25 protein-coding genes and 1 pseudogene are annotated in these 20,805 nt (G+C 47.9%); 13 read left to right on the top strand and 13 right to left on the bottom strand.

The window, feature by feature from the left end:
- Positions 1-90: 90 nt before the first annotated feature.
- Together MJO57_RS00815 and MJO57_RS00820 are read right to left on the bottom strand one after the other, a co-directional pair.
- Positions 91-1,051: pseudogene (locus MJO57_RS00815) on the bottom strand (IS1595 family transposase).
- Positions 1,052-1,242: 191 nt separating this feature from the next.
- Entirely contained in the window at positions 1,243-1,545 is a 303-nt protein-coding gene (locus tag MJO57_RS00820) for an isoamylase early set domain-containing protein (protein WP_252022116.1), read from the bottom strand.
- A gap of 398 nt (positions 1,546-1,943) precedes the next feature.
- Here MJO57_RS00820 and MJO57_RS00825 point away from each other — a divergent pair, with 398 nt between their 5' ends.
- Entirely contained in the window at positions 1,944-2,135 is a 192-nt protein-coding gene (locus MJO57_RS00825; RefSeq protein WP_252022117.1) for a hypothetical protein, read from the top strand.
- A gap of 82 nt (positions 2,136-2,217) precedes the next feature.
- Here the strand turns inward: MJO57_RS00825 and MJO57_RS00830 are convergent, their stop codons facing one another.
- Positions 2,218-2,634 (bottom strand): hypothetical protein, encoded by a 417-nt coding sequence (locus MJO57_RS00830; RefSeq protein WP_252022119.1) that lies wholly within the window; start codon positions 2,632-2,634, stop codon positions 2,218-2,220.
- A 25-nt stretch (positions 2,635-2,659) separates the two neighbouring features.
- On the opposite strand from MJO57_RS00830, the gene MJO57_RS00835 reads away from it, so the two are divergent.
- From MJO57_RS00835 to MJO57_RS00845, 3 genes are all read left to right on the top strand, one after another.
- A complete protein-coding gene (locus MJO57_RS00835) occupies positions 2,660-3,802 on the top strand; it encodes a transposase (RefSeq protein WP_252022120.1) in 1,143 nt (380 codons plus the stop codon).
- Positions 3,803-4,027: 225 nt separating this feature from the next.
- Complete coding sequence (locus tag MJO57_RS00840; RefSeq protein ID WP_252022122.1) at positions 4,028-4,165, top strand: hypothetical protein; 138 nt, start codon at positions 4,028-4,030, stop codon at positions 4,163-4,165.
- A 39-nt stretch (positions 4,166-4,204) separates the two neighbouring features.
- Positions 4,205-4,423, top strand: a complete 219-nt coding sequence (locus tag MJO57_RS00845; RefSeq protein WP_252022124.1) for a hypothetical protein — start codon at positions 4,205-4,207, stop codon at positions 4,421-4,423.
- A 122-nt stretch (positions 4,424-4,545) separates the two neighbouring features.
- Here the strand turns inward: MJO57_RS00845 and MJO57_RS00850 are convergent, their stop codons facing one another.
- Together MJO57_RS00850 and MJO57_RS00855 are read right to left on the bottom strand one after the other, a co-directional pair.
- Positions 4,546-4,848 (bottom strand): isoamylase early set domain-containing protein, encoded by a 303-nt coding sequence (locus MJO57_RS00850; protein WP_066017023.1) that lies wholly within the window; start codon positions 4,846-4,848, stop codon positions 4,546-4,548.
- 269 nt (positions 4,849-5,117) lie between these two features.
- Positions 5,118-6,869, bottom strand: coding sequence for a hypothetical protein (locus MJO57_RS00855; protein ID WP_252022126.1), 1,752 nt, complete (start codon positions 6,867-6,869; stop codon positions 5,118-5,120).
- Between the two features lie 591 nt (positions 6,870-7,460).
- Here MJO57_RS00855 and MJO57_RS00860 point away from each other — a divergent pair.
- Both MJO57_RS00860 and MJO57_RS00865 read left to right on the top strand, forming a co-directional pair.
- Positions 7,461-8,183 (top strand): hypothetical protein, encoded by a 723-nt coding sequence (locus tag MJO57_RS00860; RefSeq protein WP_252022128.1) that lies wholly within the window; start codon positions 7,461-7,463, stop codon positions 8,181-8,183.
- The gene (locus MJO57_RS00865; protein ID WP_252022129.1) at positions 8,174-8,797 is read left to right on the top strand and encodes a hypothetical protein; all 624 of its coding nucleotides are present in this window, start codon (positions 8,174-8,176) and stop codon (positions 8,795-8,797) included. Before MJO57_RS00860 ends, MJO57_RS00865 begins: the two co-directional genes overlap by 10 nt.
- 238 nt (positions 8,798-9,035) lie before the next feature.
- Here the strand turns inward: MJO57_RS00865 and MJO57_RS00870 are convergent, their stop codons facing one another.
- Positions 9,036-9,992: an IS1595 family transposase gene (locus MJO57_RS00870; RefSeq protein ID WP_252017306.1), complete on the bottom strand. Its 957-nt coding sequence runs from the start codon at positions 9,990-9,992 to the stop codon at positions 9,036-9,038.
- Between the two features lie 200 nt (positions 9,993-10,192).
- Between MJO57_RS00870 and MJO57_RS00875 the strand changes: the two genes are divergently transcribed.
- A complete protein-coding gene (locus tag MJO57_RS00875) occupies positions 10,193-10,867 on the top strand; it encodes a PP2C family serine/threonine-protein phosphatase (RefSeq protein WP_252022131.1) in 675 nt (224 codons plus the stop codon).
- A gap of 177 nt (positions 10,868-11,044) precedes the next feature.
- Here MJO57_RS00875 and MJO57_RS00880 read toward each other — a convergent pair whose 3' ends face one another.
- The 7 genes from MJO57_RS00880 to MJO57_RS00910 form a co-directional block, all read right to left on the bottom strand.
- Positions 11,045-11,323: a PBPRA1643 family SWIM/SEC-C metal-binding motif protein gene (locus MJO57_RS00880; protein WP_066017018.1), complete on the bottom strand. Its 279-nt coding sequence runs from the start codon at positions 11,321-11,323 to the stop codon at positions 11,045-11,047.
- Between the two features lie 98 nt (positions 11,324-11,421).
- Positions 11,422-12,021 carry a plasmid pRiA4b ORF-3 family protein gene (locus MJO57_RS00885; RefSeq protein ID WP_252022133.1) on the bottom strand — a complete coding sequence of 200 codons (600 nt, stop codon included), beginning with the start codon at positions 12,019-12,021 and terminating at the stop codon, positions 11,422-11,424.
- The gene (locus MJO57_RS00890; RefSeq protein WP_252017330.1) at positions 12,011-13,525 is read right to left on the bottom strand and encodes an IS66 family transposase; all 1,515 of its coding nucleotides are present in this window, start codon (positions 13,523-13,525) and stop codon (positions 12,011-12,013) included. Before MJO57_RS00890 ends, MJO57_RS00885 begins: the two co-directional genes overlap by 11 nt.
- A gap of 85 nt (positions 13,526-13,610) precedes the next feature.
- On the bottom strand, positions 13,611-13,670 hold the full coding sequence (locus MJO57_RS33035) for an SEC-C metal-binding domain-containing protein (RefSeq protein WP_371924855.1): 60 nt from the start codon (positions 13,668-13,670) through the stop codon (positions 13,611-13,613).
- A gap of 85 nt (positions 13,671-13,755) precedes the next feature.
- A complete protein-coding gene (locus MJO57_RS00900; RefSeq protein WP_066017016.1) occupies positions 13,756-14,136 on the bottom strand; it encodes a hypothetical protein in 381 nt (126 codons plus the stop codon).
- A gap of 36 nt (positions 14,137-14,172) precedes the next feature.
- Entirely contained in the window at positions 14,173-14,595 is a 423-nt protein-coding gene (locus tag MJO57_RS00905; protein WP_252022137.1) for a hypothetical protein, read from the bottom strand.
- A gap of 42 nt (positions 14,596-14,637) precedes the next feature.
- The gene (locus MJO57_RS00910; RefSeq protein ID WP_252022139.1) at positions 14,638-15,330 is read right to left on the bottom strand and encodes a hypothetical protein; all 693 of its coding nucleotides are present in this window, start codon (positions 15,328-15,330) and stop codon (positions 14,638-14,640) included.
- Between the two features lie 780 nt (positions 15,331-16,110).
- Between MJO57_RS00910 and MJO57_RS00915 the strand changes: the two genes are divergently transcribed.
- From MJO57_RS00915 to MJO57_RS00940, 6 genes are all read left to right on the top strand, one after another.
- A complete protein-coding gene (locus tag MJO57_RS00915) occupies positions 16,111-17,625 on the top strand; it encodes an IS66 family transposase (protein ID WP_252017330.1) in 1,515 nt (504 codons plus the stop codon).
- Positions 17,626-17,640: 15 nt separating this feature from the next.
- Positions 17,641-18,261, top strand: a complete 621-nt coding sequence (locus MJO57_RS00920; RefSeq protein WP_139117513.1) for a helix-turn-helix domain-containing protein — start codon at positions 17,641-17,643, stop codon at positions 18,259-18,261.
- Entirely contained in the window at positions 18,261-19,166 is a 906-nt protein-coding gene (locus tag MJO57_RS00925) for a hypothetical protein (protein ID WP_252022141.1), read from the top strand. Before MJO57_RS00920 ends, MJO57_RS00925 begins: the two co-directional genes overlap by 1 nt.
- A 323-nt stretch (positions 19,167-19,489) precedes the next feature.
- Positions 19,490-19,681, top strand: a complete 192-nt coding sequence (locus MJO57_RS00930; RefSeq protein ID WP_066017010.1) for a hypothetical protein — start codon at positions 19,490-19,492, stop codon at positions 19,679-19,681.
- Positions 19,678-20,100, top strand: coding sequence for a hypothetical protein (locus MJO57_RS00935; protein ID WP_066017009.1), 423 nt, complete (start codon positions 19,678-19,680; stop codon positions 20,098-20,100). Before MJO57_RS00930 ends, MJO57_RS00935 begins: the two co-directional genes overlap by 4 nt.
- A 47-nt stretch (positions 20,101-20,147) precedes the next feature.
- On the top strand, positions 20,148-20,642 hold the full coding sequence (locus MJO57_RS00940; RefSeq protein ID WP_252022143.1) for an AP2 domain-containing protein: 495 nt from the start codon (positions 20,148-20,150) through the stop codon (positions 20,640-20,642).
- Positions 20,643-20,805: the final 163 nt, after the last annotated feature.

Consider the following 20,805-nt stretch of genomic DNA (forward strand, 5'->3'; position numbering starts at 1 on the left):
TTCATAACCGCTCCGAACAAGCAAGACCCACATCATCATTCGAAATAATGATATTAATACGTCAACTGACTTTCAATTATCGGTTGATGGCTAACCCGGTTTCCACTGGACGTCTGGCAGTTTGAGAAGTCGATCCGGCATCGGTGCTGTATTGACTGCAGCCCGACCTAGCCTTGAGATCATTGAAGGCATATCAAAACGCCGGTTAAACCGATAGTTGAACTCTGATAGATAACGGCCCAGATGCTTGGGGTCGAGCTTATGGTAAGTACCGGTAATCGCTGTTTTCACGTTTCCAGCATGGTATTTACCCAGGTGAACAACTCATTCTCCATGGATGCATGCCCACCACCGGTAATGATGGCTGTGTGCTGGCATCCGGCATCTTCAATACCCCGGAAACAGGACAAGCCATCGCTGACGGCCCGGACACCCTTTTTTCAGGGCATGTTCTGCCCACTCCTGAATGGTTTTTCGCCGGAAGTTATCAACGGCATTGAACTTCATGTAGATAGGGTGGTTATCAGCATCTGTCTGAACTGCGGCCACGAAGGGGCTTTGTTCTCTGAGCCTCTGCCCCGGCGGCCTCCGTGGCGCTCTCCGCCCCAATAGGCGTCATCAATCTGAACAAAACCACTCAACTGCCAGCTGTTATCTCTTTCCATCATGACCTGCATGAGTTTGTGTTTCATGCGCAATGCGGCATTGTAGGAAATGCCAAGTTGTCGATGAAAGCGTCCAGGCAAGAAATCCCCGCTTTATTCTGGGTGGTGACGAGATAGATACCCAGAAACCAGGTAGCTAGAGGCAGCTTTGTTGAGTCAAAGATAGTGTTACTGGTAAGCGAGGTTTGGCAACGGCAGCAATTGCACTGGAATTCAGCTTTCCGGTGAAGCTTGCAGAAACTGCGGGAGCCACACTTCGGGCATTGGAAGCCATCTGGCCAGCGCCAAGAGGACAGCGCGTTCTCACACTGCTCTTCACTGCCGTAATTAGCCAGAAATTGCATAATGCCAAGGCCTTTTTGGAACTGAATGGTGTTTTTACACATCAGTTTTACCTCCAAAACACATGACTATCGACGTTTATTATAGCAGCTGGCTCACGACGTAGGGTCGGTGGTAATCAGGTTGTTTTTTGACCAGCGAGAAGTGTTCTGGTAGCTTACCGATACCACATCAATCCTTATGCTGGTAGAGAAAACCCCGTCATTCCCCTATGGTGACGGGGTTTTCTTTTTAATTACTTCTTGATCTTTGTGTAGACCACACTGTTATCACTGCCGTAAGGATTGGGCACGTAGTCGTCTGCGTTATGGTCGTTCTCCCAGGTGGTCTCATCCAGCAGATAACGGAAATGAAAGGCTTTGTCGCCGGGCAGCTTTACTTTGGTCCGGAAGGCGTTCTCTTTTTTGTGGTATTTCATGGTGACCGGTTGCCACTGGTTAAATTCCGCAACCAGCGACACGGACTTGATGCCCGGTTGAGCGAACTCAAACGTTATTTCGGTTTCCGCTGTTTTTTTGATCGTTTTTTTCTTCAGCATAGACAATCAATCCTCAAGGTTCTCATGGCTTGAAAGTCTACGTTACAGCGATCATTGATGGTGATCAAATGAAACATGATACGGCTGTTTCTTGCTGGTTGGTTGTGTATTTCTCTGTTTCTCAGTGATTGTTAATGAGTGTTTAATCGTAAAATTCAGAGTTCAAGAGAACACATTTTGATCATTCTCTGACCGTTAAGGAGTATCTCCTGGCAAACCATTTTTGTCCTCACCTTAATCGGTGGGTGTAAATTCAGTAGATACTCGAACCCTGACCTGTCGATAATAAGTATTGATACGTATCAAGGTTTTTGGATCACGTCTGGTGAATAATTGCGCACCGTCAGAAAGCAACACGCTGAGGCACAATGATTGCCACAAAAGGGAGATCGCCGGTTATGATGAGCATCGAAAAATACACCCAGAAAGACGGTCAAACCGGTTGGCTTGCGCATATCTCCCAGAAAAAGCGGAATCGTAAATCCTGTGCCCTGACTCGTCGCTTCAGCTCAGCACAATATGGCGATGCGGCTTTTCAGAAAGCCTTGGCGTGGGCGGAGGATAACCAGAATCTAAGGGCGCACTCCTGATGTGACCAGCCTGCGACCAAGCGCCAGAGCAGTCTCGTCAATGCGTCTGGCTGCTCTTTACTGCATGGTCATGCAACGCTGTTTAATTCAATACTCCACGCTGCTGTTCAATAAAGGCATCAATACAGTGCTGGCATTCATCATTATCAATGCAGTATCGGACGTTGTAGACCGGTGCATTATCTGCCTCCAGTAACGTGCGTTGAGTGACCTCTATTTTACTGTCGGGCCGTTTCTCCTTGCAGATATGGCAAGTCCAGGCAAGCGCCTCGCCGGTCAGATTATCAAAGATCAGGTAGTCCCGTTGAACCCGTTGGTGGCTATCCAGCTCATCAAAGGTTTCAAAACAGCCGGTCCAGTCGTGGCCATGATGGGCTTCCATTAACTGGCGGGCATCATCGCGGCTGGGCGCCGTAATCCGCACATAGCCCGGGTAATTGGGGTGGTCTGCACCTAAACTCGACTTTAGAGTTTTAAGAGCACAATAGTTCCGGCGCATAATCTGCTAAAAGCAACCATCCCCAATGACGAAATTCGAGATGGTTGCCATGCTCACTTCAGATCATCAAGTAATCCTCAGGGAGCTCGCTTCATATACAACCTTTCTTGCTGGAGCGCTATCATCAACTGCAGTACCAACGTTCTGCGAACTGCTGTTCGGTTGCATGCTTTCAGCCGACGGCTTTGTTACACAGGCGTTGTTAACAATTGATTTTCATTGTGTGTGGAGCAGCTACCACCACTGGCTATCTCAGGGCAAGTGGCAATGGAAGAACTTGGCACGCCACTTGATCCGTCTGGTCTGCTCCAAAGCTCCTGAGAATCAACCTGTGGTCCTGGGGCTTGATGACTGGGTAATCGAACGGTTTTCCGACAAAGCCCCTGCTTGTCGTACACATCATCAACACAGCAAGAAACGCAATCGGCCGACGTACATCTGGGGGCAGTGTTGGGTTTCCCTGGCCATCATATTTGAGCGGGCTGCAGATGAAGTATTTACCGCCATACCGGTGATCTCATTTCCGACACCAGCTTCAGGTAACACCAGCAAACTGAAAATTGCCGTGGCCATGCTCAGGGTGGTACGCAATGAAGTGAAGGATCGAGTGCTACGCCTGCTAACCGATTGCTGGTATATGAACTGGACACTGATAAAGCCAGCTCTGGAAATGAACATAGAAGTTGTTGGTCAGATACCTTCAAATCGGGCCCTCTATGCTTTGCCGCCAGCACCCACCGTAAAGAAGCGAGGGCGCCCAAAAAAGTACGGCATCAAGATGACGACAGAACAGGTTAAGAAACTGCCGGAAGAAAAAGCAACAGTATGGATGTACGGCAAATTTCGCAAAATACGTTATCGTACCCTGATCTGTCGCGCCAGATTCCTTAAAGGTCGTGAAGTACGCGTCGTCTGGAGTCGCTTTGAAAATGACAAAGGTCTGACCGAAAGCAGAATATTCATCTCGACCAATCCGGAACTTGAGGGACTGGAGGTGCTTCGTGCCTATTCCCGGAGATGGCCGGTAGAGCCAATGTTTCACCAACTCAAACATGCTTTTGGCTGTTGCCATTTATGGCAGCAGAAATTGCGAACACTGCTTCGATGGATGCATTTGAAAATGGCAGGCTATGCATTATTGCAGTTATTAACCGTGGCTCTATTTTGATTACGAACTGCTCTACAGTGAAAACTGACTGTAGGTCACGAAAAACAAGGATTGAGCAACATTACCGGACAATATGCTGACAACCTTTGTAGATAAAGGGCTTCAGCAATGTTCAACCCAGTAGCAGTCTGAAATCCTACAAGAGCCTTAACCGTTTGTAAAAATCAGGCATGTCTGAATATTTCTCGGATACCCTGGAGAAGCCCGGATACAACCACTGCAGGCATGATGAAAATTGCTCTTTCAGGAATTATTCCGAGGTTCTCTATTCGCAAGGGCTGGAACAGATATAAGCAAAAATATGAGTTCAATTTTCGCGATCTGATCGACCAGTTAATACCGGATAATTCAGAAGCAGCATAACTAAAGGCTTTTAGGCAAAAAACGGAAGTAATAACGAACTTGGAAAAACAGTTCACTGATTTCGGCTTGCTTCACTATAAAAAGCTGACCGAATTATCGTTTTATACAGACTCTAAAGTCGAGCACCTAAAGAGAGGTAATAATTATTCATCTTTTTTTCCTCAACAATGGTGGGAGCTGGCTGTGTGGGTGTTTTGCACTGCACCACTCTTAAATGCGGGTAGAGAAAATATTCGCAATACCTTATTGCGCTGGTGAGCTGAACGAACCCTTCGTTAAAGTTCCTCGCCATTGCTAGTGCTATGATCCGTCACTTTATCTTTATGCCCTTTAGGGGATTGTCCTCCAGCTCAGTCCACCATGCATAAATTAGATGGGTATTACTTTCTGAGTTTTGTATAGACCACACTGTTATCACTGCCGTAAGGGTTGGGCACATAGTCATCCGCGTTATGGTCGTTCTCCCAGGTGGTCTCATCCAGCAGATAACGGAAATGGAAGGCTTTGTTGCCGGGCAGTTTTACTTTGGTCCGGAAGGCGTTCTCTTTTTTGTGGTATTTCATGGTGACCGGTTGCCACTGGTTAAATTCCGCAACCAGCGACACGGACTTGATGCCCGGTTGAGCAAACTCAAACGTCACTTCGGTTTCCGCTGTTTTTTTGATCGTTTTTTTCTTCAGCATGGCCAATCAATCCTCAAGGTTTTCACGGCGTGAAAAACTACGTTACAGCGATCAGTGATAGTGATCAAATCAAACTTGATACAGCTGTATCTTGCTGATCCGGCGTGAACTCTTCTGTTATTTGGTGGCCGTGCATGTTTTTTTAAATTATCCTCGCAGTGTCCAGTGGATTACCCTGGAGCAAGCTCCGGGGTATCAAGTGAGCTCTGAGTAGTGCGCAGCAAGCTGCGGGGAGTTAAAGCCTCAGAGGTTAAACTCAAATTAACAGCTCATACACATCCGATGCCTAATGTATTCAGCCCCTCTCGAAACGATTTCTCTTTGCTTTTTGGAAGCACAATCTGCAACTTGCCCAAACGCTGACAGAACTTCGCAAGCGCCTTGTCATTGATAATCAGGTCAGCCATTTCCACTGATTTACACGAATAAACCAGGGCTTCCGTCAGGAACTTAACGCCATCGGCATTTTTTACCGAATTAGTCAGAAAACTTTCGCAATCTTCAGGCAGAAAGGGTTGAGACTCTCGAGCCAGAAGAAACTGCTGCAGTTCGGCCACATTGCCACCTAACTGCAACGTCTCCATAATCTTCCGGCTGGACAGCATCCAGACATGCCCTTTATCCTGCTCAGCATAGAGGGAAAGAAACTGCTGCTCCCAGGGTGTGGGCGGTGCCTCAAAAACAATCCGGCCCTGGCGGTGAATGTTGAGAGGGGTTTCTGTGCTGACCTTCTCACTGGGTTGGTAGTCGTCAGCCAGACCAAGAATATAAGCGCCCAGAGGCGTCAGGCGGATGTACTGCAATCCATCATAACGGCTCAGGCAGTCCATATCGTCTGTGCCCCAGGTACGGTCTTCATCCATACCAACCATTTCTGGCGGTGCTATCACGACATCGATCAAGCCCAGTGTGGCGGCATACTCCAACAGAAAACACCGGAGATAGCGAGACTCAAGCAGAAACCAGGAGCTGTGCAGCATGCCGTAGTTTGCATCATAAAGATAGAGATACTCCGGTTCGGTGGTTACCAGCAGTTGGGAGCCGGTAATAAACATATGCCGGGACAGTTGATCAAACGATACCCACGTATTCACCGGACACTCCCGGAGCGCGGCGATGATCGCCTCTCTCCGTTCAACCGGGTTGGTGAAATAACGCTTGCCCTTGCCGTTCTGACCTTTGATGTTATCAATACGGCGGAACTCATCCTGTTTGCGGTTTTTCAGCCAGTGTTCCCAGAGTACCTTGATGGTTGCTACCGGTTTTTGGTCGGTCTTACGGGCGGGCGCCAGAGTGGTTTTGGACTGCTTGCAGAACGGACTGTTGGCGATCAACTGAACCCAGCCATACGCCACAATAAACTCCATACCGGCCGCTTCCGGGCAGGTTGTGGCAGGGTAATATTCATGAACCTCTTTCGCGACCTTCTTCAGGGTGGCACCGGAAGGTTGCCCGGTTTTCTCACCCACTTTCAACTGCTGATTCTGCAGAAGAATCAGCAGGGCACTTAGCTCATTCAGTACCGTGGCTTCTCGTTGTATCATCGAACAGCCAGCCGGCAGCGGTTCGGGCAAAACAGCGGTTACCAGTGTGTCAGCTGCAGGCGGTTCGACAAACGACGTCATCAGTGCGACCAAAGCGGCAGGAATCTGTTTTGGGCCATAGTTTGACTCTGCAGGGTAGAAAAACAGGGCAATAGAATCCGGCAGGCCGGAGTCGTAACCAAAAAACGAACGACTTCCTCGCGGCTTTTCCGGAAAATCACCGTATTTCATCCGGAAGCGTTTGCGATCCACCCGGCCGTTGTAGGTAAAGAGGCACTCCTGGATCAATTGCCGCTGGAGTTCTGGCAATTGCCGCCAATAAGCTTGCAGGTGTGACGTATCAGCAAACCCGTGAGCCAGAGCCGAGGTTAAATCGGCTTTGCGGGTCTGTTTGGGTTTCACGCCAAACAGCGTTGCGTAATACTTTTTCAGTGTGTCCACTGTTTCGGTGGCGATGGCCTGGGCGAGATCAGTCATAAAGGTGGTGAAGAAATGTTAAGATTAAGTTGAACAGGGAGTATGGCAAACTCAGAACTGGGACGTGTTGATCGTGAGAATAAAAATCTGGCCGACAGGTATATTATGCTTTCTATGCCTCTGAATCGGCGATGGGGGTTTCTGCGGTGAGCCAATTCTGTCATAACCGATTGTCCCCATTCCCGACGTGTCATGGCTATCCACCAAATTTTGCATCTTACTACCCATGTGGGCAGGTACTGTTTTCAATAGGGTGTTCATGTTCTCATCGTTGAGGTGCTGTCCCAATTGAACCCTGTTTCCTGGGAGAGAGTTTATCTGCTGTGATTTTTCCAGAGAAAATCTTATTCTCACGGGCTTTAGAGCGCATTTTCAGGTAAGTGCGGGTAGTGTCGCATTGTAACTCGCTAATGTTGTATAGAAGAATGTAAATCCTTATAAATTCAGTCAAATATACTTGGTTTTACTGTTTTTATGGCTTTGAAATCCCTGTTCCCCACTTCTCATTAAAAATAAAATATTGACATGGGTAGTCATGAGTGAGCTAACATGTTCGCTGTTCGCAAACAGAAAACGTCGTGGATCACCAATATGCTAAAACCTCAAGACTTATTGGTAACGCTTAAAATACTTAGCTACGAAGACAGCGGAAATGACCATGGGGTTTCTGCCAGAGATATGCAGGGCAAAGCCTGGCTGCTAAACAAAAATGATCTGGAGCAAATCAGTTTTTACGACAGTGAAAAAGATGAAGTGATTGTGTCTGCTGAAAAAGAGGATTTTGAACAGGCTGACTTGGACGCGATAGATGAGTTTCTAGCCCTGGGGGAGTCAAATCAGGACGATTGGACTTACCGAAGACTCGCAAAGCAGCTATTCATCTCTCTGAGTGAAGCAAACCAGTCTGCGAAAAGAGCGATTGCTGCAGGACTTCTCACAAGCCGAGGCCGCAGGGGGGTTCGCGTGAATCGTCCAGCGTTGGTTGACTTTATAAGGTACGGTGCTGGTATCGCTTTTTTTACCGAGCGAGGTCGGATTGTACGAGGTATCCCAACAGCTTATGCCGCTCCGGTATTTAACAAGGTCTTTGCCAGTTCAACCGAGTACCCACCTGTTTGGCCCTGTGCCAGAGGGACAGTAAAAGGCGTGGCCATATCACCTCTTTATAAATCGGTATCAAAAGCGGTCATGATTGATAGCTGGTTATATTGGCAATTGGCGCTGGTGGATATCTACCGGATAGGTTCAGCCCGAGAGAAAGACGAAGCGCTCCCCTTCCTTAATGAATTAAAAGGTACCAAAGGATGCAATTAACGGAGCACGAAGCGCTATTACTGGGTATTGCCGATGCCCTGGGGGATGAGCTTCTGGAGCAGGTTGCGTTTGTTGGTGGTGCTACGGTATCTCTGCATTTGGACGATGCTCAGCCTATGGATATCCGCAGCACAAAAGATGTGGATTTTATCGTATCTGTTACCAGCTATGGCGATTATCAACGACTGGCCGAAAAGCTCAGAGAACGAGGCTTCGCTGAAGACAGTGAACCGGAAGATGGTGAATTTACTCCTATATGCCGTTTCGTCTGCAACGGAATCATCGTTGATGTTATGCCAGACAGTGAAGACATACTGGGCTTCTCTAACCCATGGTTTCAAATTGGGCGGGAAAAGGCGGTTTCATATACATTGCCCGGTGATGTCTCTGTACGCATTGTTACCGCGCCCTACCTGCTGGCCACCAAACTGGCTGCTTACTTCAACCGAGGGGCAGATATTCTCTCCAGTAAGGATGCAGAAGATATTGCGATCCTGGTAAATGGGCGGGATGCTCTGGTGGAGGAAATTCTGTCAGGCCCCGAAGACCTTCGTAACTACGTACAGAGCGAGATGACTAAATTTATCCTGATTACCACTGATCGTACGTCATGACACAGGGAAAGATAATTTAAGAATATACGTGCAGCTTTTCATTCTTTATGTCTATAACCCGGTAAAGAAATAATAGAACCTCTCCAGTATTACCGGTGGAGCAGGCATCATGACGGCTTGTTCTCCAGATTATCAACTAAATTCGGTTTCATAACCGCTCCGAACAAGCAAAGACCCACATCATCATTCGAAATAATGATATTAATACGTCAACTGACTTTCAATTATCGGTTGATGGCTAACCCGGTTTCCACTGGACGTCTGGCAGTTTGAGAAGTCGATCCGGCATCGGTGCTGTATTGACTGCAGCCCGACCTAGCCTTGAGATCATTGAAGGCATATCAAAACGCCGGTTAAACCGATAGTTGAACTCTGATAGATAACGGCCCAGATGCTTGGGGTCGAGCTTATGGTAAGTACCGGTAATCGCTGTTTTCACGTTTCCCAGCATGGTATTTACCCAGGTGAACAACTCATTCTCCATGGATGCATGCCCACCACCGGTAATGATGGCTGTGTGCTGGCATCCGGCATCTTCAATACCCCGGAAACAGGACAAGCCATCGCTGACGGCCCGGACACCCTTTTTCAGGGCATGTTCTGCCCACTCCTGAATGGTTTTTCGCCGGAAGTTATCAACGGCATTGAACTTCATGTAGATAGGGTGGTTATCAGCATCTGTCTGAACTGCGGCCACGAAGGGGGCTTTGTTCTCTGAGCCTCTGCCCCGGCGGCCTCCGTGGCGCTCTCCGCCCCAATAGGCGTCATCAATCTGAACAAAACCACTCAACTGCCAGCTGTTATCTCTTTCCATCATGACCTGCATGAGTTTGTGTTTCATGCGCAATGCGGCATTGTAGGAAATGCCAAGTTGTCGATGAAGCGTCAGGCAAGAAATCCCCGCTTTATTCTGGGTGACGAGATAGATACCCAGAAACCAGGTAGCTAGAGGCAGCTTTGTTGAGTCAAAGATAGTGTTACTGGTAAGCGAGGTTTGGCAACGGCAGCAATTGCACTGGAATTCAGCTTTCCGGTGAAGCTTGCAGAAACTGCGGGAGCCACACTTCGGGCATTGGAAGCCATCTGGCCAGCGCCAAGAGGACAGCGCGTTCTCACACTGCTCTTCACTGCCGTAATTAGCCAGAAATTGCATAATGCCAAGGCCTTTTTGGAACTGAATGGTGTTTTTACACATCAGTTTTACCTCCAAAACACATGACTATCGACGTTTATTATAGCAGTTGGCTCACGACGTAGGGTCGGTGGTAATCAGGAAATTTATTAGTGACGCCCATTTTGAATACCTTTTGGACAATGCTCTGAACGGTGAAGAAGCGGAACGCTACGACATTATTGAAGATCGATTCTTTCAACTGGCTGGAAGGAGCTGAGTCATTGATTCCAGACGTTTTCATCAGCCGGACTGGCGCAAGGGAATCACTGAACGCAGATCATGTCGAACACTGGCCCATTGAAGGCGGTCACGCCTACCTTGTCTGTGATGGTATTGATCATATTGAGCACACAGCGACAATTGTTCGGTTGTTTAGTAGCCTGCTTAAGGCCGCTGACTGGGGGTATTCAGAGTCTCCTGAAGCGCAACTTGCCAGCAATGTTTTGGCCGTCATGGACACCATAAGCCAGAACGACCAGGGAACTGCTTTTTGCCTGGGTATTGCGTTGGTAACCGCTGATAAAATGATTATCGGACATTGTGGAGATTGCCGGATAGGTCTCTTAAGAGACAATGGCATTGAATGGCTCACTGAGGATGATGTGCCGTTCTTCTCCATGTACAAAAAAGGGCTATTGACGAAGGAAACTTACCTTAGATGCAGACATATCCCGAGCTGTAAAATGAAAACAGGGGAGAAAAATAGTCAGAAACTCAAAACAGCGACCCTGCCAAGGCCTGCATCTAAACGGCTGCTGTTATGCAGTGACGGTTTCTGGTCTGAATGTGAAGATCTGCTGACAGGCAGTCATGAGATCTGCTTGCAAGCGATCAGGCAGCTAAATTCATCGCTGCTGACTACAGCACAGGATAATTTTAGTATCATTGTCGTGTAATAAGTAAAGTGGGAGGCAGCCTCACTCAACCCTTCAGGAGTACACTTTTCAACCCGGATTGATATAGCACTTGGAGAATATAGTAAAACTTGATGAAGATACTTTGAGCTGGGGGAGCCGAAGTCGGGTCTTGCCTTGTGCATTCCCCCCCCCCCAACTCTTGAATTCTCACCCAACTCAAGCCAACAAACCACCTCCCTGACAACACTTCTTGTACTTCTTCCCACTGCCACAAGGACAGGGAGAGTTTCTGGCCACCTTTTCAGAGCGGGCCTGGTACAATTCTGGATTAAGCAGTTTCTGGAGGTCCGATATATCTTCAGGAACATGCGGGGGTTCAAAGCCGATAATGTAGTGCCAGCCGTGTTCGTCACAGGTGGTGGCAACTGCTCTTGCCATTTCTTCGGTATGAACCCGGGCAATCACGGGGTTCTTTTCTGAGCCTAACTTAGCCATACGCCTTCTGATCAATGGTGGCTTCAGGGATACTGTGTGATGTTGCGGTCATAAAATATCCATTTATTTCTTAATGCGCAAACGGTGCATTGCCATCATTACTCTTCGTATTCTTCTTCATAGCGGTAGTACTGCTCCACATTCTCACCCACCGATGAAAGAACACAGAATGGTATCCAGTCATGGCTGTCGGCCTCTGTGATGTCAGCTACCTTGATGCGGTGCAGCAACTCATCGCCATAATCGAAGATATAGAGGAACTCCTGCTCTTTTGTAAAGCCCAGATCCCTGATCTCGGAAGCTGATGCGGATTTTGTGGGTGGACCAAAACCAAAACTGGAGACAATGTGTTCACCATCCGGTGTGGCAGAGTATTCGTTGTCCCGATCCCACAGTTCATTGGAGGTAAAGAACGAGAACGAATGGTCATTGTCCCAGTTGAAGGCGCGCTGGATTTTCAGATGCATATCGTACAGGGTTTCTCTGCCAGACACCTCAAAGGTGCGGATCACATCGTGCTCAAAGCCAAAAAAGGGATGGCCAATCAGCTCCACTTCCAAGGTGTAACGCAGAGGTGGCTGGTTGAGAATGACTTGTAGTTCATCCAGGCTACTGGACATTTTGGTTGCCCGCTGGATTTCAGACGCCGTTTCAGGCTCAAGAAAGCAGCACTTCTTGAATTTGTAACTATTCAGCACTGAGCAAAGGCATATTACAGTAATTCCGAACAGCTCTATGAAGTGATTGATATATGTCCATTCCCTGTTTTCTGGCAGACGACAAATAGCTGCGAATCCGTGCAAACATAGAACCACCGTCTGCACTCCTGAAGCAGCCTGAGATTTTCTGCTTTAACTTGGCCATTCGAACATCCCGCTCACTGCCATTGTTATCGAAGGGAATGGTAAAATCTGACATGAAGCGCAGTGTCTCAGCCTTGAACTCAGTGAGTCGTTTGAAGAGATTGTAAGCTTTAGTATTCTTGACTTTCTTGCGCTTAAGCTCCTCTCGTTGCTTCTCCATATAGACGACTTCTTTCATTAGAGCCCGCTGAAGCAACCGGTCATAAATCTTCTCGATTCGTTCACAGACAACACTTGGCATCTGTAGCATACCTATGGTCTTAAAGCCCTTGCAGTAATGCCAGGAAAGCCTCAGTAGCTTCATCAATCGCAACGCCAGTTGATTGCTGTCCCTATCAACAACACCCAAAAGCTCCCTCAGGTGATGGGCATTGCAAAGTACGTGAGTTGCCGCATATGCAAAATAGGATTTCCAATGATCATGAACCAGAACGCCTGCAAATGTTAGCAGTATGCCCATCGTGTCCATGGCCTCACGACCTCGCTTTTCAGACAAGTAGTAGAGCGTCCATTGTTCATCCCGCATAACGTGTAGCCAGTGCAAAGAGCCCTCGGCCCGCATACCCGTTTCATCGGCTCCGGCAACAGACGATTCCCGCAAGGCGTCACGAATAACCTCTTCAGTAGAAGCCAGATTTTCATAGGTTCTGGCCACAAAATTGGCGACAGTGCCTGCACTTACACTCATTTTATAGAGAGTATTAAAATACTCTGACACGCGCTTAAAAGGCAGGAAATGGTATTGGTTAAGATAGACGGCCATAGCCTGTGTGGCTGAGCCATATTGTGCGGCAGCGGTAACACCTTCCGGGAATTCAGCCTGATTCCGACAACCACAAGTGCAGATTTTTACTTCAGCTCTATGGGCCGTTACTTCAAATTCACCCGGTCTCCCTGGTTCAAACACCTGTCGTTCAATATATTTGACCGGCTCACTATCAAGAAGAGACGCCTGACATTTATTGCATTCTTTAACCGGAAGGTACTCAATATAGTCAGGGATATCGACCTGTTTAAGACAAGTGCCCTGATGCCCTTTCTTTCCACCGGCTTTATTACCAGAAGACTGTCTCAGACTTTTAGGATTGGGTTTTTCATCCGATGGATCGGTACCTTTATCTGCGGAAAGGTCGTCAGAATGATCTGGAGAATTACTGTTTTTACAAGGTTTTTGATAACCATCAGACGATGGCGGCTTGCTGCTGTTTTGACTGTTCTTGCCAACCTTTTCTTCCAATTCTCGACATCGCTCTTCCAGACAGGCAACTCTCATCCGCAGCTCTGCATTCTCTTTCAAGAGAATCTCAGCCGACATAGTTGCGGGTAGTTCTGGAATCATGCTGGCGAATATTGTGGAAAAATGGTGCTTAAGAGGATGGTATAAAAATCAGAAAATTCCAGATTTATGTGGGGGTGCTGAACAGTTACTTGAATTTTTTGCCACTGCCACAGGGGCAGGGTTCATTGCGATTCAGTTTGAACATTCAATTTTCTTCATTCAGTGATTGATGATCCCGTTGCAGGAGTGCCCATGGAAAGAATTGAGTGCCGTTAACTTCACAGACTCTCCTAAAGATGGTCTCTATAGCGCTGTAGATTTTCTTTGGTGTTCACAAGGATGAACATCAAAGTGGTAAATATGGTGATCAACAGTGCGATCTTTAATCTGGCGTTCTGCTCTTCCAAGGGCAGGATGGCTACCTGATCGGCTGGCAGTGTTGAGAGCTGGCTTAACGTTAAGTATCGATTGAAGAGCAGCTGAGATGGACGATCATCATCACTTGCAGCAACAACGATAGAAATTCCTTCAAACAGGGCCGCTTCGTAATCAATGCCAATCATTTTTGCCAGCTTTCTGGCGTGTTTCACGACTTCCTTGTTTTTCATTGTTGCAATCGCCGAGGACATTGCCTGAGGTGATTCCAATTGAAGAAATTCACGTGTCTTCATTGCTTTTCAGCGTTCCAGTATGTTTGGTCTGCAAGGTTATGGCATAAAACAGGGGTCATGTGCAATCAGCTCAAAACACGTATCCACATCCTGTTTATAAAAGACTTCGTGCCACTGATCGTTATGGCGAAGATAAGACAGAGTGTAGGTGTTATTCCCGGTGTAGTTCATCCCGGCAAACTTCCGTTCAAAGGATGGGCTGATGGCATTGGGTGAAGGGCAGTGATAAGTGGCGCAGAAATAGAAAAAGCTGCCATGCCACTTGGTAAAGATATCTACCAGATAATTAAAATTCGGATTCTCGGGCGGAGGCTCGACCTTTGCGGGTTTCAGATAGTCCTCTACCCATCGGTCGGCCTGAGCTTTCAGAACCGCTTTGGTCTCAGGAGATACTTTGGGTTTGGATGCTCGTTTTGTTGCGGGCATCCACATATAACTGCTCATAAATTTCTCTGCCATCAGGTGCTGGCGAAATACATACGCTTGAAACTCAGACCTGAATCAGGCCCCGGCGGTTTCATCATAAGAGACGGCTTTATAGCCATACTTGTCGTGAAGCTTATAAAAGGCAGCGTAACGTCTGGACGGTATGGAGGTGGACGCTCGTTTTTTCAATAAGCGCCAATACTCAGACAGTACCAGGGCTTGAGTACTTTTGGGAAAAATCATGGGGGCGCCAGAGGTGAAATTCAGGCCGTCCTCGTAACTCAGGATGCGGGTGAACATAACATAATCCACAATATTCGGCGATAAGCTGAAGCCCCGGTCGGTAATGGTCAGTTCACCACCATTCAGCAAATCTTCCATTGTTACCGTTGAGCTGTCGATATTCCTGCTGACGATTCGATAGAGCGAGGTGTTCGACGACAGCAGCGCGTTCAGAATTTTTTCTTCAGTGGCATTGATAGTATCAGCATGCCTGCTCAGGTATCGACTGACGATGGTATGGCCATGGATGTCCTGAAAGTCGTTAATACAAAAGTCGGTGAACTGGTCAAACTGTTCATAAGAGTCAAACATCATTTGATTCTTTTTCATTGCGCCAAGCTGACGTGCCGCAATTTTATGCTCATCCTTGTTGAGTTCTTTGAACAGCTTTGAGTTCAGGTCTCTGCCATCAGCACGCAGCTGGGCGTAGTCGGGGTGAATAGGGCTCATAAAGTCCGGGTTCTCAGTGAAAGATGCCTGAATCAACAGTTATAGGGTTTATGGTATCAGTGGTTGATCGTTGCTATAAATATCCCGATGCTACCACAGACAACATGCTTGCCGTTGAATTTGTAGTCATCACGCGCACCCGGTCGAAACCGTTGGCACCCAGTCTTCCATTTTGAATGAATGTGAGAAGAGAAACCTGACTGCCCCCCAACTGACTTTTGCGGAGTCGTCACTCCGCAGGTTGCCCATTTTCTGTCGCGTCCTGCTCTTGTATCGTGGAAGCGTAAGCGATGCGTACCCTGCGTCTTTCTGCCGGGTCAGGGTATCTATTCAGAAAAACACGTTCCAGCTCATCAAATGTTCGTGTGTGGTATAGAGTCTCGTTATTGTTATTCGGGTGCTGACAGTGAGACTGGCGAGACTGCGGAACATCGCCACCGTCAAACGGGTGGCTGGGCATACGGAGCTATTCCTTATTGGATATTTTTTCTTGTACTTTGGTTTATATAAACACCAAATAAAAACAGATAGCAAGCCTGTTTCAATTATTGAAATCACTATTTCATGGTGAATGCTGATTTTGATGGCTAAATAATCCTTTTTCTTTGGCCTTTTCCATTCCCCGCTCCCATTCCCTGATGATTTTTGCAAAATAATTACAGTTGTTGAAATGCTGTGTTCTGTTTTGTACGGTATCTGTAAGCACTGATCATTTAATAAGGAGATTGTAACTGTTCAGCACCCCCACATAAATCTGGAATTTTCTGATTTTTATACCATCCTCTTAAGCACCATTTTTCCACAATATTCGCCAGCATGATTCCAGAACTACCCGCAACTATGTCGGCTGAGATTCTCTTGAAAGAGAATGCAGAGCTGCGGATGAGAGTTGCCTGTCTGGAAGAGCGATGTCGAGAATTGGAAGAAAAGGTTGGCAAGAACAGTCAAAACAGCAGCAAGCCGCCATCGTCTGATGGTTATCAAAAACCTTGTAAAAACAGTAATTCTCCAGATCATTCTGACGACCTTTCCGCAGATAAAGGTACCGATCCATCGGATGAAAAACCCAATCCTAAAAGTCTGAGACAGTCTTCTGGTAATAAAGCCGGTGGAAAGAAAGGGCATCAGGGCACTTGTCTTAAACAGGTCGATATCCCTGACTATATTGAGTACCTTCCAGTTAAAGAATGCAATAAATGTCAGGCGTCTCTTCTTGATAGTGAGCCGGTCAAATATATTGAACGACAGGTGTTTGAACCAGGGAGACCGGGTGAATTTGAAGTAACGGCCCATAGAGCTGAAGTAAAAATCTGCACTTGTGGTTGTCGGAATCAGGCTGAATTCCCGGAAGGTGTTACCGCTGCCGCACAATATGGCTCAGCCACACAGGCTATGGCCGTCTATCTTAACCAATACCATTTCCTGCCTTTTAAGCGCGTGTCAGAGTATTTTAATACTCTCTATAAAATGAGTGTAAGTGCAGGCACTGTCGCCAATTTTGTGGCCAGAACCTATGAAAATCTGGCTTCTACTGAAGAGGTTATTCGTGACGCCTTGCGGGAATCGTCTGTTGCCGGAGCCGATGAAACGGGTATGCGGGCCGAGGGCTCTTTGCACTGGCTACACGTTATGCGGGATGAACAATGGACGCTCTACTACTTGTCTGAAAAGCGAGGTCGTGAGGCCATGGACACGATGGGCATACTGCTAACATTTGCAGGCGTTCTGGTTCATGATCATTGGAAATCCTATTTTGCATATGCGGCAACTCACGTACTTTGCAATGCCCATCACCTGAGGGAGCTTTTGGGTGTTGTTGATAGGGACAGCAATCAACTGGCGTTGCGATTGATGAAGCTACTGAGGCTTTCCTGGCATTACTGCAAGGGCTTTAAGACCATAGGTATGCTACAGATGCCAAGTGTTGTCTGTGAACGAATCGAGAAGATTTATGACCGGTTGCTTCAGCGGGCTCTAATGAAAGAAGTCGTCTATATGGAGAAGCAACGAGAGGAGCTTAAGCGCAAGAAAGTCAAGAATACTAAAGCTTACAATCTCTTCAAACGACTCACTGAGTTCAAGGCTGAGACACTGCGCTTCATGTCAGATTTTACCATTCCCTTCGATAACAATGGCAGTGAGCGGGATGTTCGAATGGCCAAGTTAAAGCAGAAAATCTCAGGCTGCTTCAGGAGTGCAGACGGTGGTTCTATGTTTGCACGGATTCGCAGCTATTTGTCGTCTGCCAGAAAACAGGGAATGGACATATATCAATCACTTCATAGAGCTGTTCGGAATTACTGTAATATGCCTTTGCTCAGTGCTGAATAGTTACAGGAGATTGTTGTGTCTACGTCGACTCTGGGTCGCCGCCTTCGTTCAGCGATGGAGCAGCAGGGATTATCGGTTACTGAACTTGCTAATGAGTCCGGTGTTGGCCGACGCTCCATTTATCATCTGATGAGCGATGTGTCGAAAAAGTCCAACAAAGAACCGGTGGATAAACTGGCGAGGGTGCTCGATGTGGCCCCTGAGTGGTTGTATTCCGGTTCCGGGGCGTCAGATGCTCATCGGTTGGGGGCATTACCGACCTACCTGACGACAAAGCCTGTGAATGTAGTTACCGGCGGTCATGTTACCGATGTCAGAAAAATGTGGGTGCCGAACATTCTGTCAAGGCTCGGTATTCCCGATGAGGGGTATCTTCACTTCTTTTTGTCCGGTGCCTCAGATTTTCTGCCGCCCAATTTACTGTTACTGGTCAATGCCAATGGACGGGGGCCGGGGTGTTATCTTGTGTCGACATTCAGCAATTTTAACGAAGGAGGGAGGTTAGCACTGGTTCACCGGTTTGATTCCGGTCTTCAGACCGGAGCGTATTGCAGTGATGGTGATATTGAGGACGTTCACCAGGTTATCGGTCTTATTGAAGGCCAGACATTGTGGAAAACGGAGTATTTCAGATAGTGGATATTGTTGCGTTTACTAATAATAACCAGCGTGTTGAGTACCTGGATCGTCACGGTGAACGGTTGGCGGTCAGCACCCTTGAATTTTGTCGCCGTGGGCTGCACCGTGATATTCCTCAGGAGAAAAAAAAGGAGTTATTTCGCGTTGTCACGGACGATGCAACCCTGAAACACCAGGTTTATGCCGATGTGGATCATTATGGGCAGTACACATTTTATGCCGGTGACCAGACCCGTGCCGTGTTCCCTTTCCTGTTATGCTTTTTCGGATTACTGGTCGGTGGTGCGTTTCTGTTGCCCTACGATATGGATGTGCTGTGGTTTACCCCGGTATCCCTCGGCCTTGGGATGCTGACGATCGCCTATGGATTACTGGATGCGCTGACCTCAACGTTTGGCATGCGTTTTTCCTGTCAGGTGGTCAAGTCATCCTGTGTGGTACTGTTCGGTTTGGCAGTGACCGGCAAACTGATCGGTGGGCTTGCCAATCCCGACTTCCAGTTTTCTACGGGGGAATTGGCGATGATCCCGATGGGGAATACCGGCACTCTTCTGTATGACTATGCCTTTGCCAATATGCTGTCGCTGGCTGCTGGCCTGTTGCTGACTGGTTATTTCAATATTTATTGTCTGCAATACCTGTTTCGATGTTTCTCTGGTAAATACCTCTGGTTGCGATCCCTGGCCTCGACGGCATTTGGCACCGCGTTCTTCCTCTCGGCGGCCGGGCTTATTCGTTTCGGACTGTTTGTTTACAATACGCCTGGTGGACGTCAATGGTTTATTTCGGAGCTATTGGGTATATTGCCATTCATTGTTCTGTCTACGGTATTGGTGTTGCTTTCGGTTCGTTTTATCTGGCGTACGCGCAATACTCGTGTTTCCGGGCCTCAGTCGTTATAGGGTGAGACATGGCCGAAATCACTCGGGGTACTCCCCCGAACTCTCGGAATCGGCCATCGTAACCGTGACAAGGCATGGAGTAGGTATGCTGGCGAAGAGTGATCCGTAGGGTATCAGCGTCATTACGCGAACAGGCATCCCTCAATGGCAGTACGGAGTGACTGACTTTAACGCCTTCATGCTGGCCCTGATCCTGAAAACAGCGCCATCCTGGCAATACAAGCTGTTGCTGGTTTGCACCCATGTAGCAGAGGCATTTCCCCAGTGGGAGCCGGAGTCATTGGGCTAACACGATTAACAGAGCCAAAGGGCAACAGAAGCCTATGGATGACGCATTATTTACTTTTCTTGCCGATCACGACCTTGATGACCTGCCGGACGGAGCATGGCAACAGATGATTGAGGATGCCGTGGAGGAATGGAACCGGTTATTCAAGACCAAATACGACCCTTATGATACCTGGCTGGCTTATGTTGAGCGAAAGGTCGAATTGCAGAATGAGACAGTAGAATGACAATGAATAGTTACTACTTCACCTTTGGTGATGGTCAGCCTCACCATCCCGGTTATGTGCAGGTTATCGCGCCGGACAGGATAACCGCCCGTCATCTGATGGTGGAGGAGTATGGTCGCAAATGGGCTGGCCAGTATGAGGCACTGGAAGACGTACACACCAATGACCGCATCAAGATTAACGAGATTGTCTATTCAGTAACGGCCGGTGATACCCAGCGCTGGCCCTGTGACATCTGCAAGACCTGGCGACTGGACAGCAAGGTGGATGTTATGCAGGAAATGCTGACCATTGGCCACCATGATATGACCTTTAATGTGAAATACTGCGCCGATAATCTGGACTGTCGTGAAGGCGTCAAGGGTTATATGAACCGGCTGACAGAGAAAGTGCTGGGAGCTGTTCGTGAAGTCTCCTGATCGGCTTTGTGCAAAGCATAATGAAGTCTATACCGATGGGGTGAACAATGAAGCCTGAGCAGCGAGCCTTTCTGGATGAACACTACCCCGACCACCATCTGAAATTCGACAGCAACAAGGGCGTGTGGGTAGTGGAAGCGTATGGGATGCGACATCCTTTTAAGTGCGGAGACTACAAAGGGGCTGTTAACGCCAAGGCAGCGGCCATTGCTTTTCGTGACAGCCTGCCAAACAATGCGTTCACATGGTCAAGGTCGTACTCTACTCAGGTTCAGTCAAAGGTACAGGGCGTGTTTCGGTGTAAGGGCAAAGGACAGTCGAATGCGTGGCGGGCGCAGGTGAGCTCCATTGATGAAAATGGCAAGCGGGTTATCAAGGCCAAAAACTTTTCCATTGCCAAATACGGGGATCAGGAAGCCTATGACCTGGCGGTCATCTGGCGTGACAAACTGCTGAGAGAGAAGGAAGCCGAAGAGTTTGCGGCAGCGGAGCATGGCAGGGTGAAAGAAACTAATCCATCGACTGCCGGACGGATGCGGTAAGGTGATGATGTTGTTCAAAAACTGGTAAATGATGCAGGGTTGCATCACCAGTGCCAATGGTCGCGTTTGACCAGTACGTCGGCTGCTCATCCCACTACGGTATGCAGGACAACTATCTTGAAAACTCCGGTTTCCTCTTTTGTCGTTGAAACTGCAACCTTCA

The organism is Endozoicomonas sp. SCSIO W0465 (assembly GCF_023716865.1).
Classification (GTDB): Bacteria; Pseudomonadota; Gammaproteobacteria; order Pseudomonadales; family Endozoicomonadaceae; genus Endozoicomonas.

Coding starts and splice junctions, on each gene's coding strand:
- MJO57_RS00825 (WP_252022117.1), top strand. CDS start 1,944: ATGATGAGCATCGAAAAATACACCCAGAAAGACGGTCAAACCGGTTGG.
- MJO57_RS00820 (WP_252022116.1), bottom strand. CDS start 1,545: ATGCTGAAGAAAAAAACGATCAAAAAAACAGCGGAAACCGAAATAACG.
- MJO57_RS00850 (WP_066017023.1), bottom strand. CDS start 4,848: ATGCTGAAGAAAAAAACGATCAAAAAAACAGCGGAAACCGAAGTGACG.
- MJO57_RS00860 (WP_252022128.1), top strand. CDS start 7,461: ATGCTAAAACCTCAAGACTTATTGGTAACGCTTAAAATACTTAGCTAC.
- MJO57_RS00855 (WP_252022126.1), bottom strand. CDS start 6,869: ATGACTGATCTCGCCCAGGCCATCGCCACCGAAACAGTGGACACACTG.
- MJO57_RS00870 (WP_252017306.1), bottom strand. CDS start 9,992: ATGTGTAAAAACACCATTCAGTTCCAAAAAGGCCTTGGCATTATGCAA.
- MJO57_RS00865 (WP_252022129.1), top strand. CDS start 8,174: ATGCAATTAACGGAGCACGAAGCGCTATTACTGGGTATTGCCGATGCC.
- MJO57_RS00840 (WP_252022122.1), top strand. CDS start 4,028: ATGATGAAAATTGCTCTTTCAGGAATTATTCCGAGGTTCTCTATTCGC.
- MJO57_RS00890 (WP_252017330.1), bottom strand. CDS start 13,525: ATGATTCCAGAACTACCCGCAACTATGTCGGCTGAGATTCTCTTGAAA.
- MJO57_RS00835 (WP_252022120.1), top strand. CDS start 2,660: ATGACGAAATTCGAGATGGTTGCCATGCTCACTTCAGATCATCAAGTA.
- MJO57_RS00940 (WP_252022143.1), top strand. CDS start 20,148: ATGAAGCCTGAGCAGCGAGCCTTTCTGGATGAACACTACCCCGACCAC.
- MJO57_RS00905 (WP_252022137.1), bottom strand. CDS start 14,595: ATGGCAGAGAAATTTATGAGCAGTTATATGTGGATGCCCGCAACAAAA.
- MJO57_RS00880 (WP_066017018.1), bottom strand. CDS start 11,323: ATGGCTAAGTTAGGCTCAGAAAAGAACCCCGTGATTGCCCGGGTTCAT.
- MJO57_RS00830 (WP_252022119.1), bottom strand. CDS start 2,634: ATGCGCCGGAACTATTGTGCTCTTAAAACTCTAAAGTCGAGTTTAGGT.
- MJO57_RS00930 (WP_066017010.1), top strand. CDS start 19,490: ATGGATGACGCATTATTTACTTTTCTTGCCGATCACGACCTTGATGAC.
- MJO57_RS00915 (WP_252017330.1), top strand. CDS start 16,111: ATGATTCCAGAACTACCCGCAACTATGTCGGCTGAGATTCTCTTGAAA.
- MJO57_RS00900 (WP_066017016.1), bottom strand. CDS start 14,136: ATGAAGACACGTGAATTTCTTCAATTGGAATCACCTCAGGCAATGTCC.
- MJO57_RS00935 (WP_066017009.1), top strand. CDS start 19,678: ATGACAATGAATAGTTACTACTTCACCTTTGGTGATGGTCAGCCTCAC.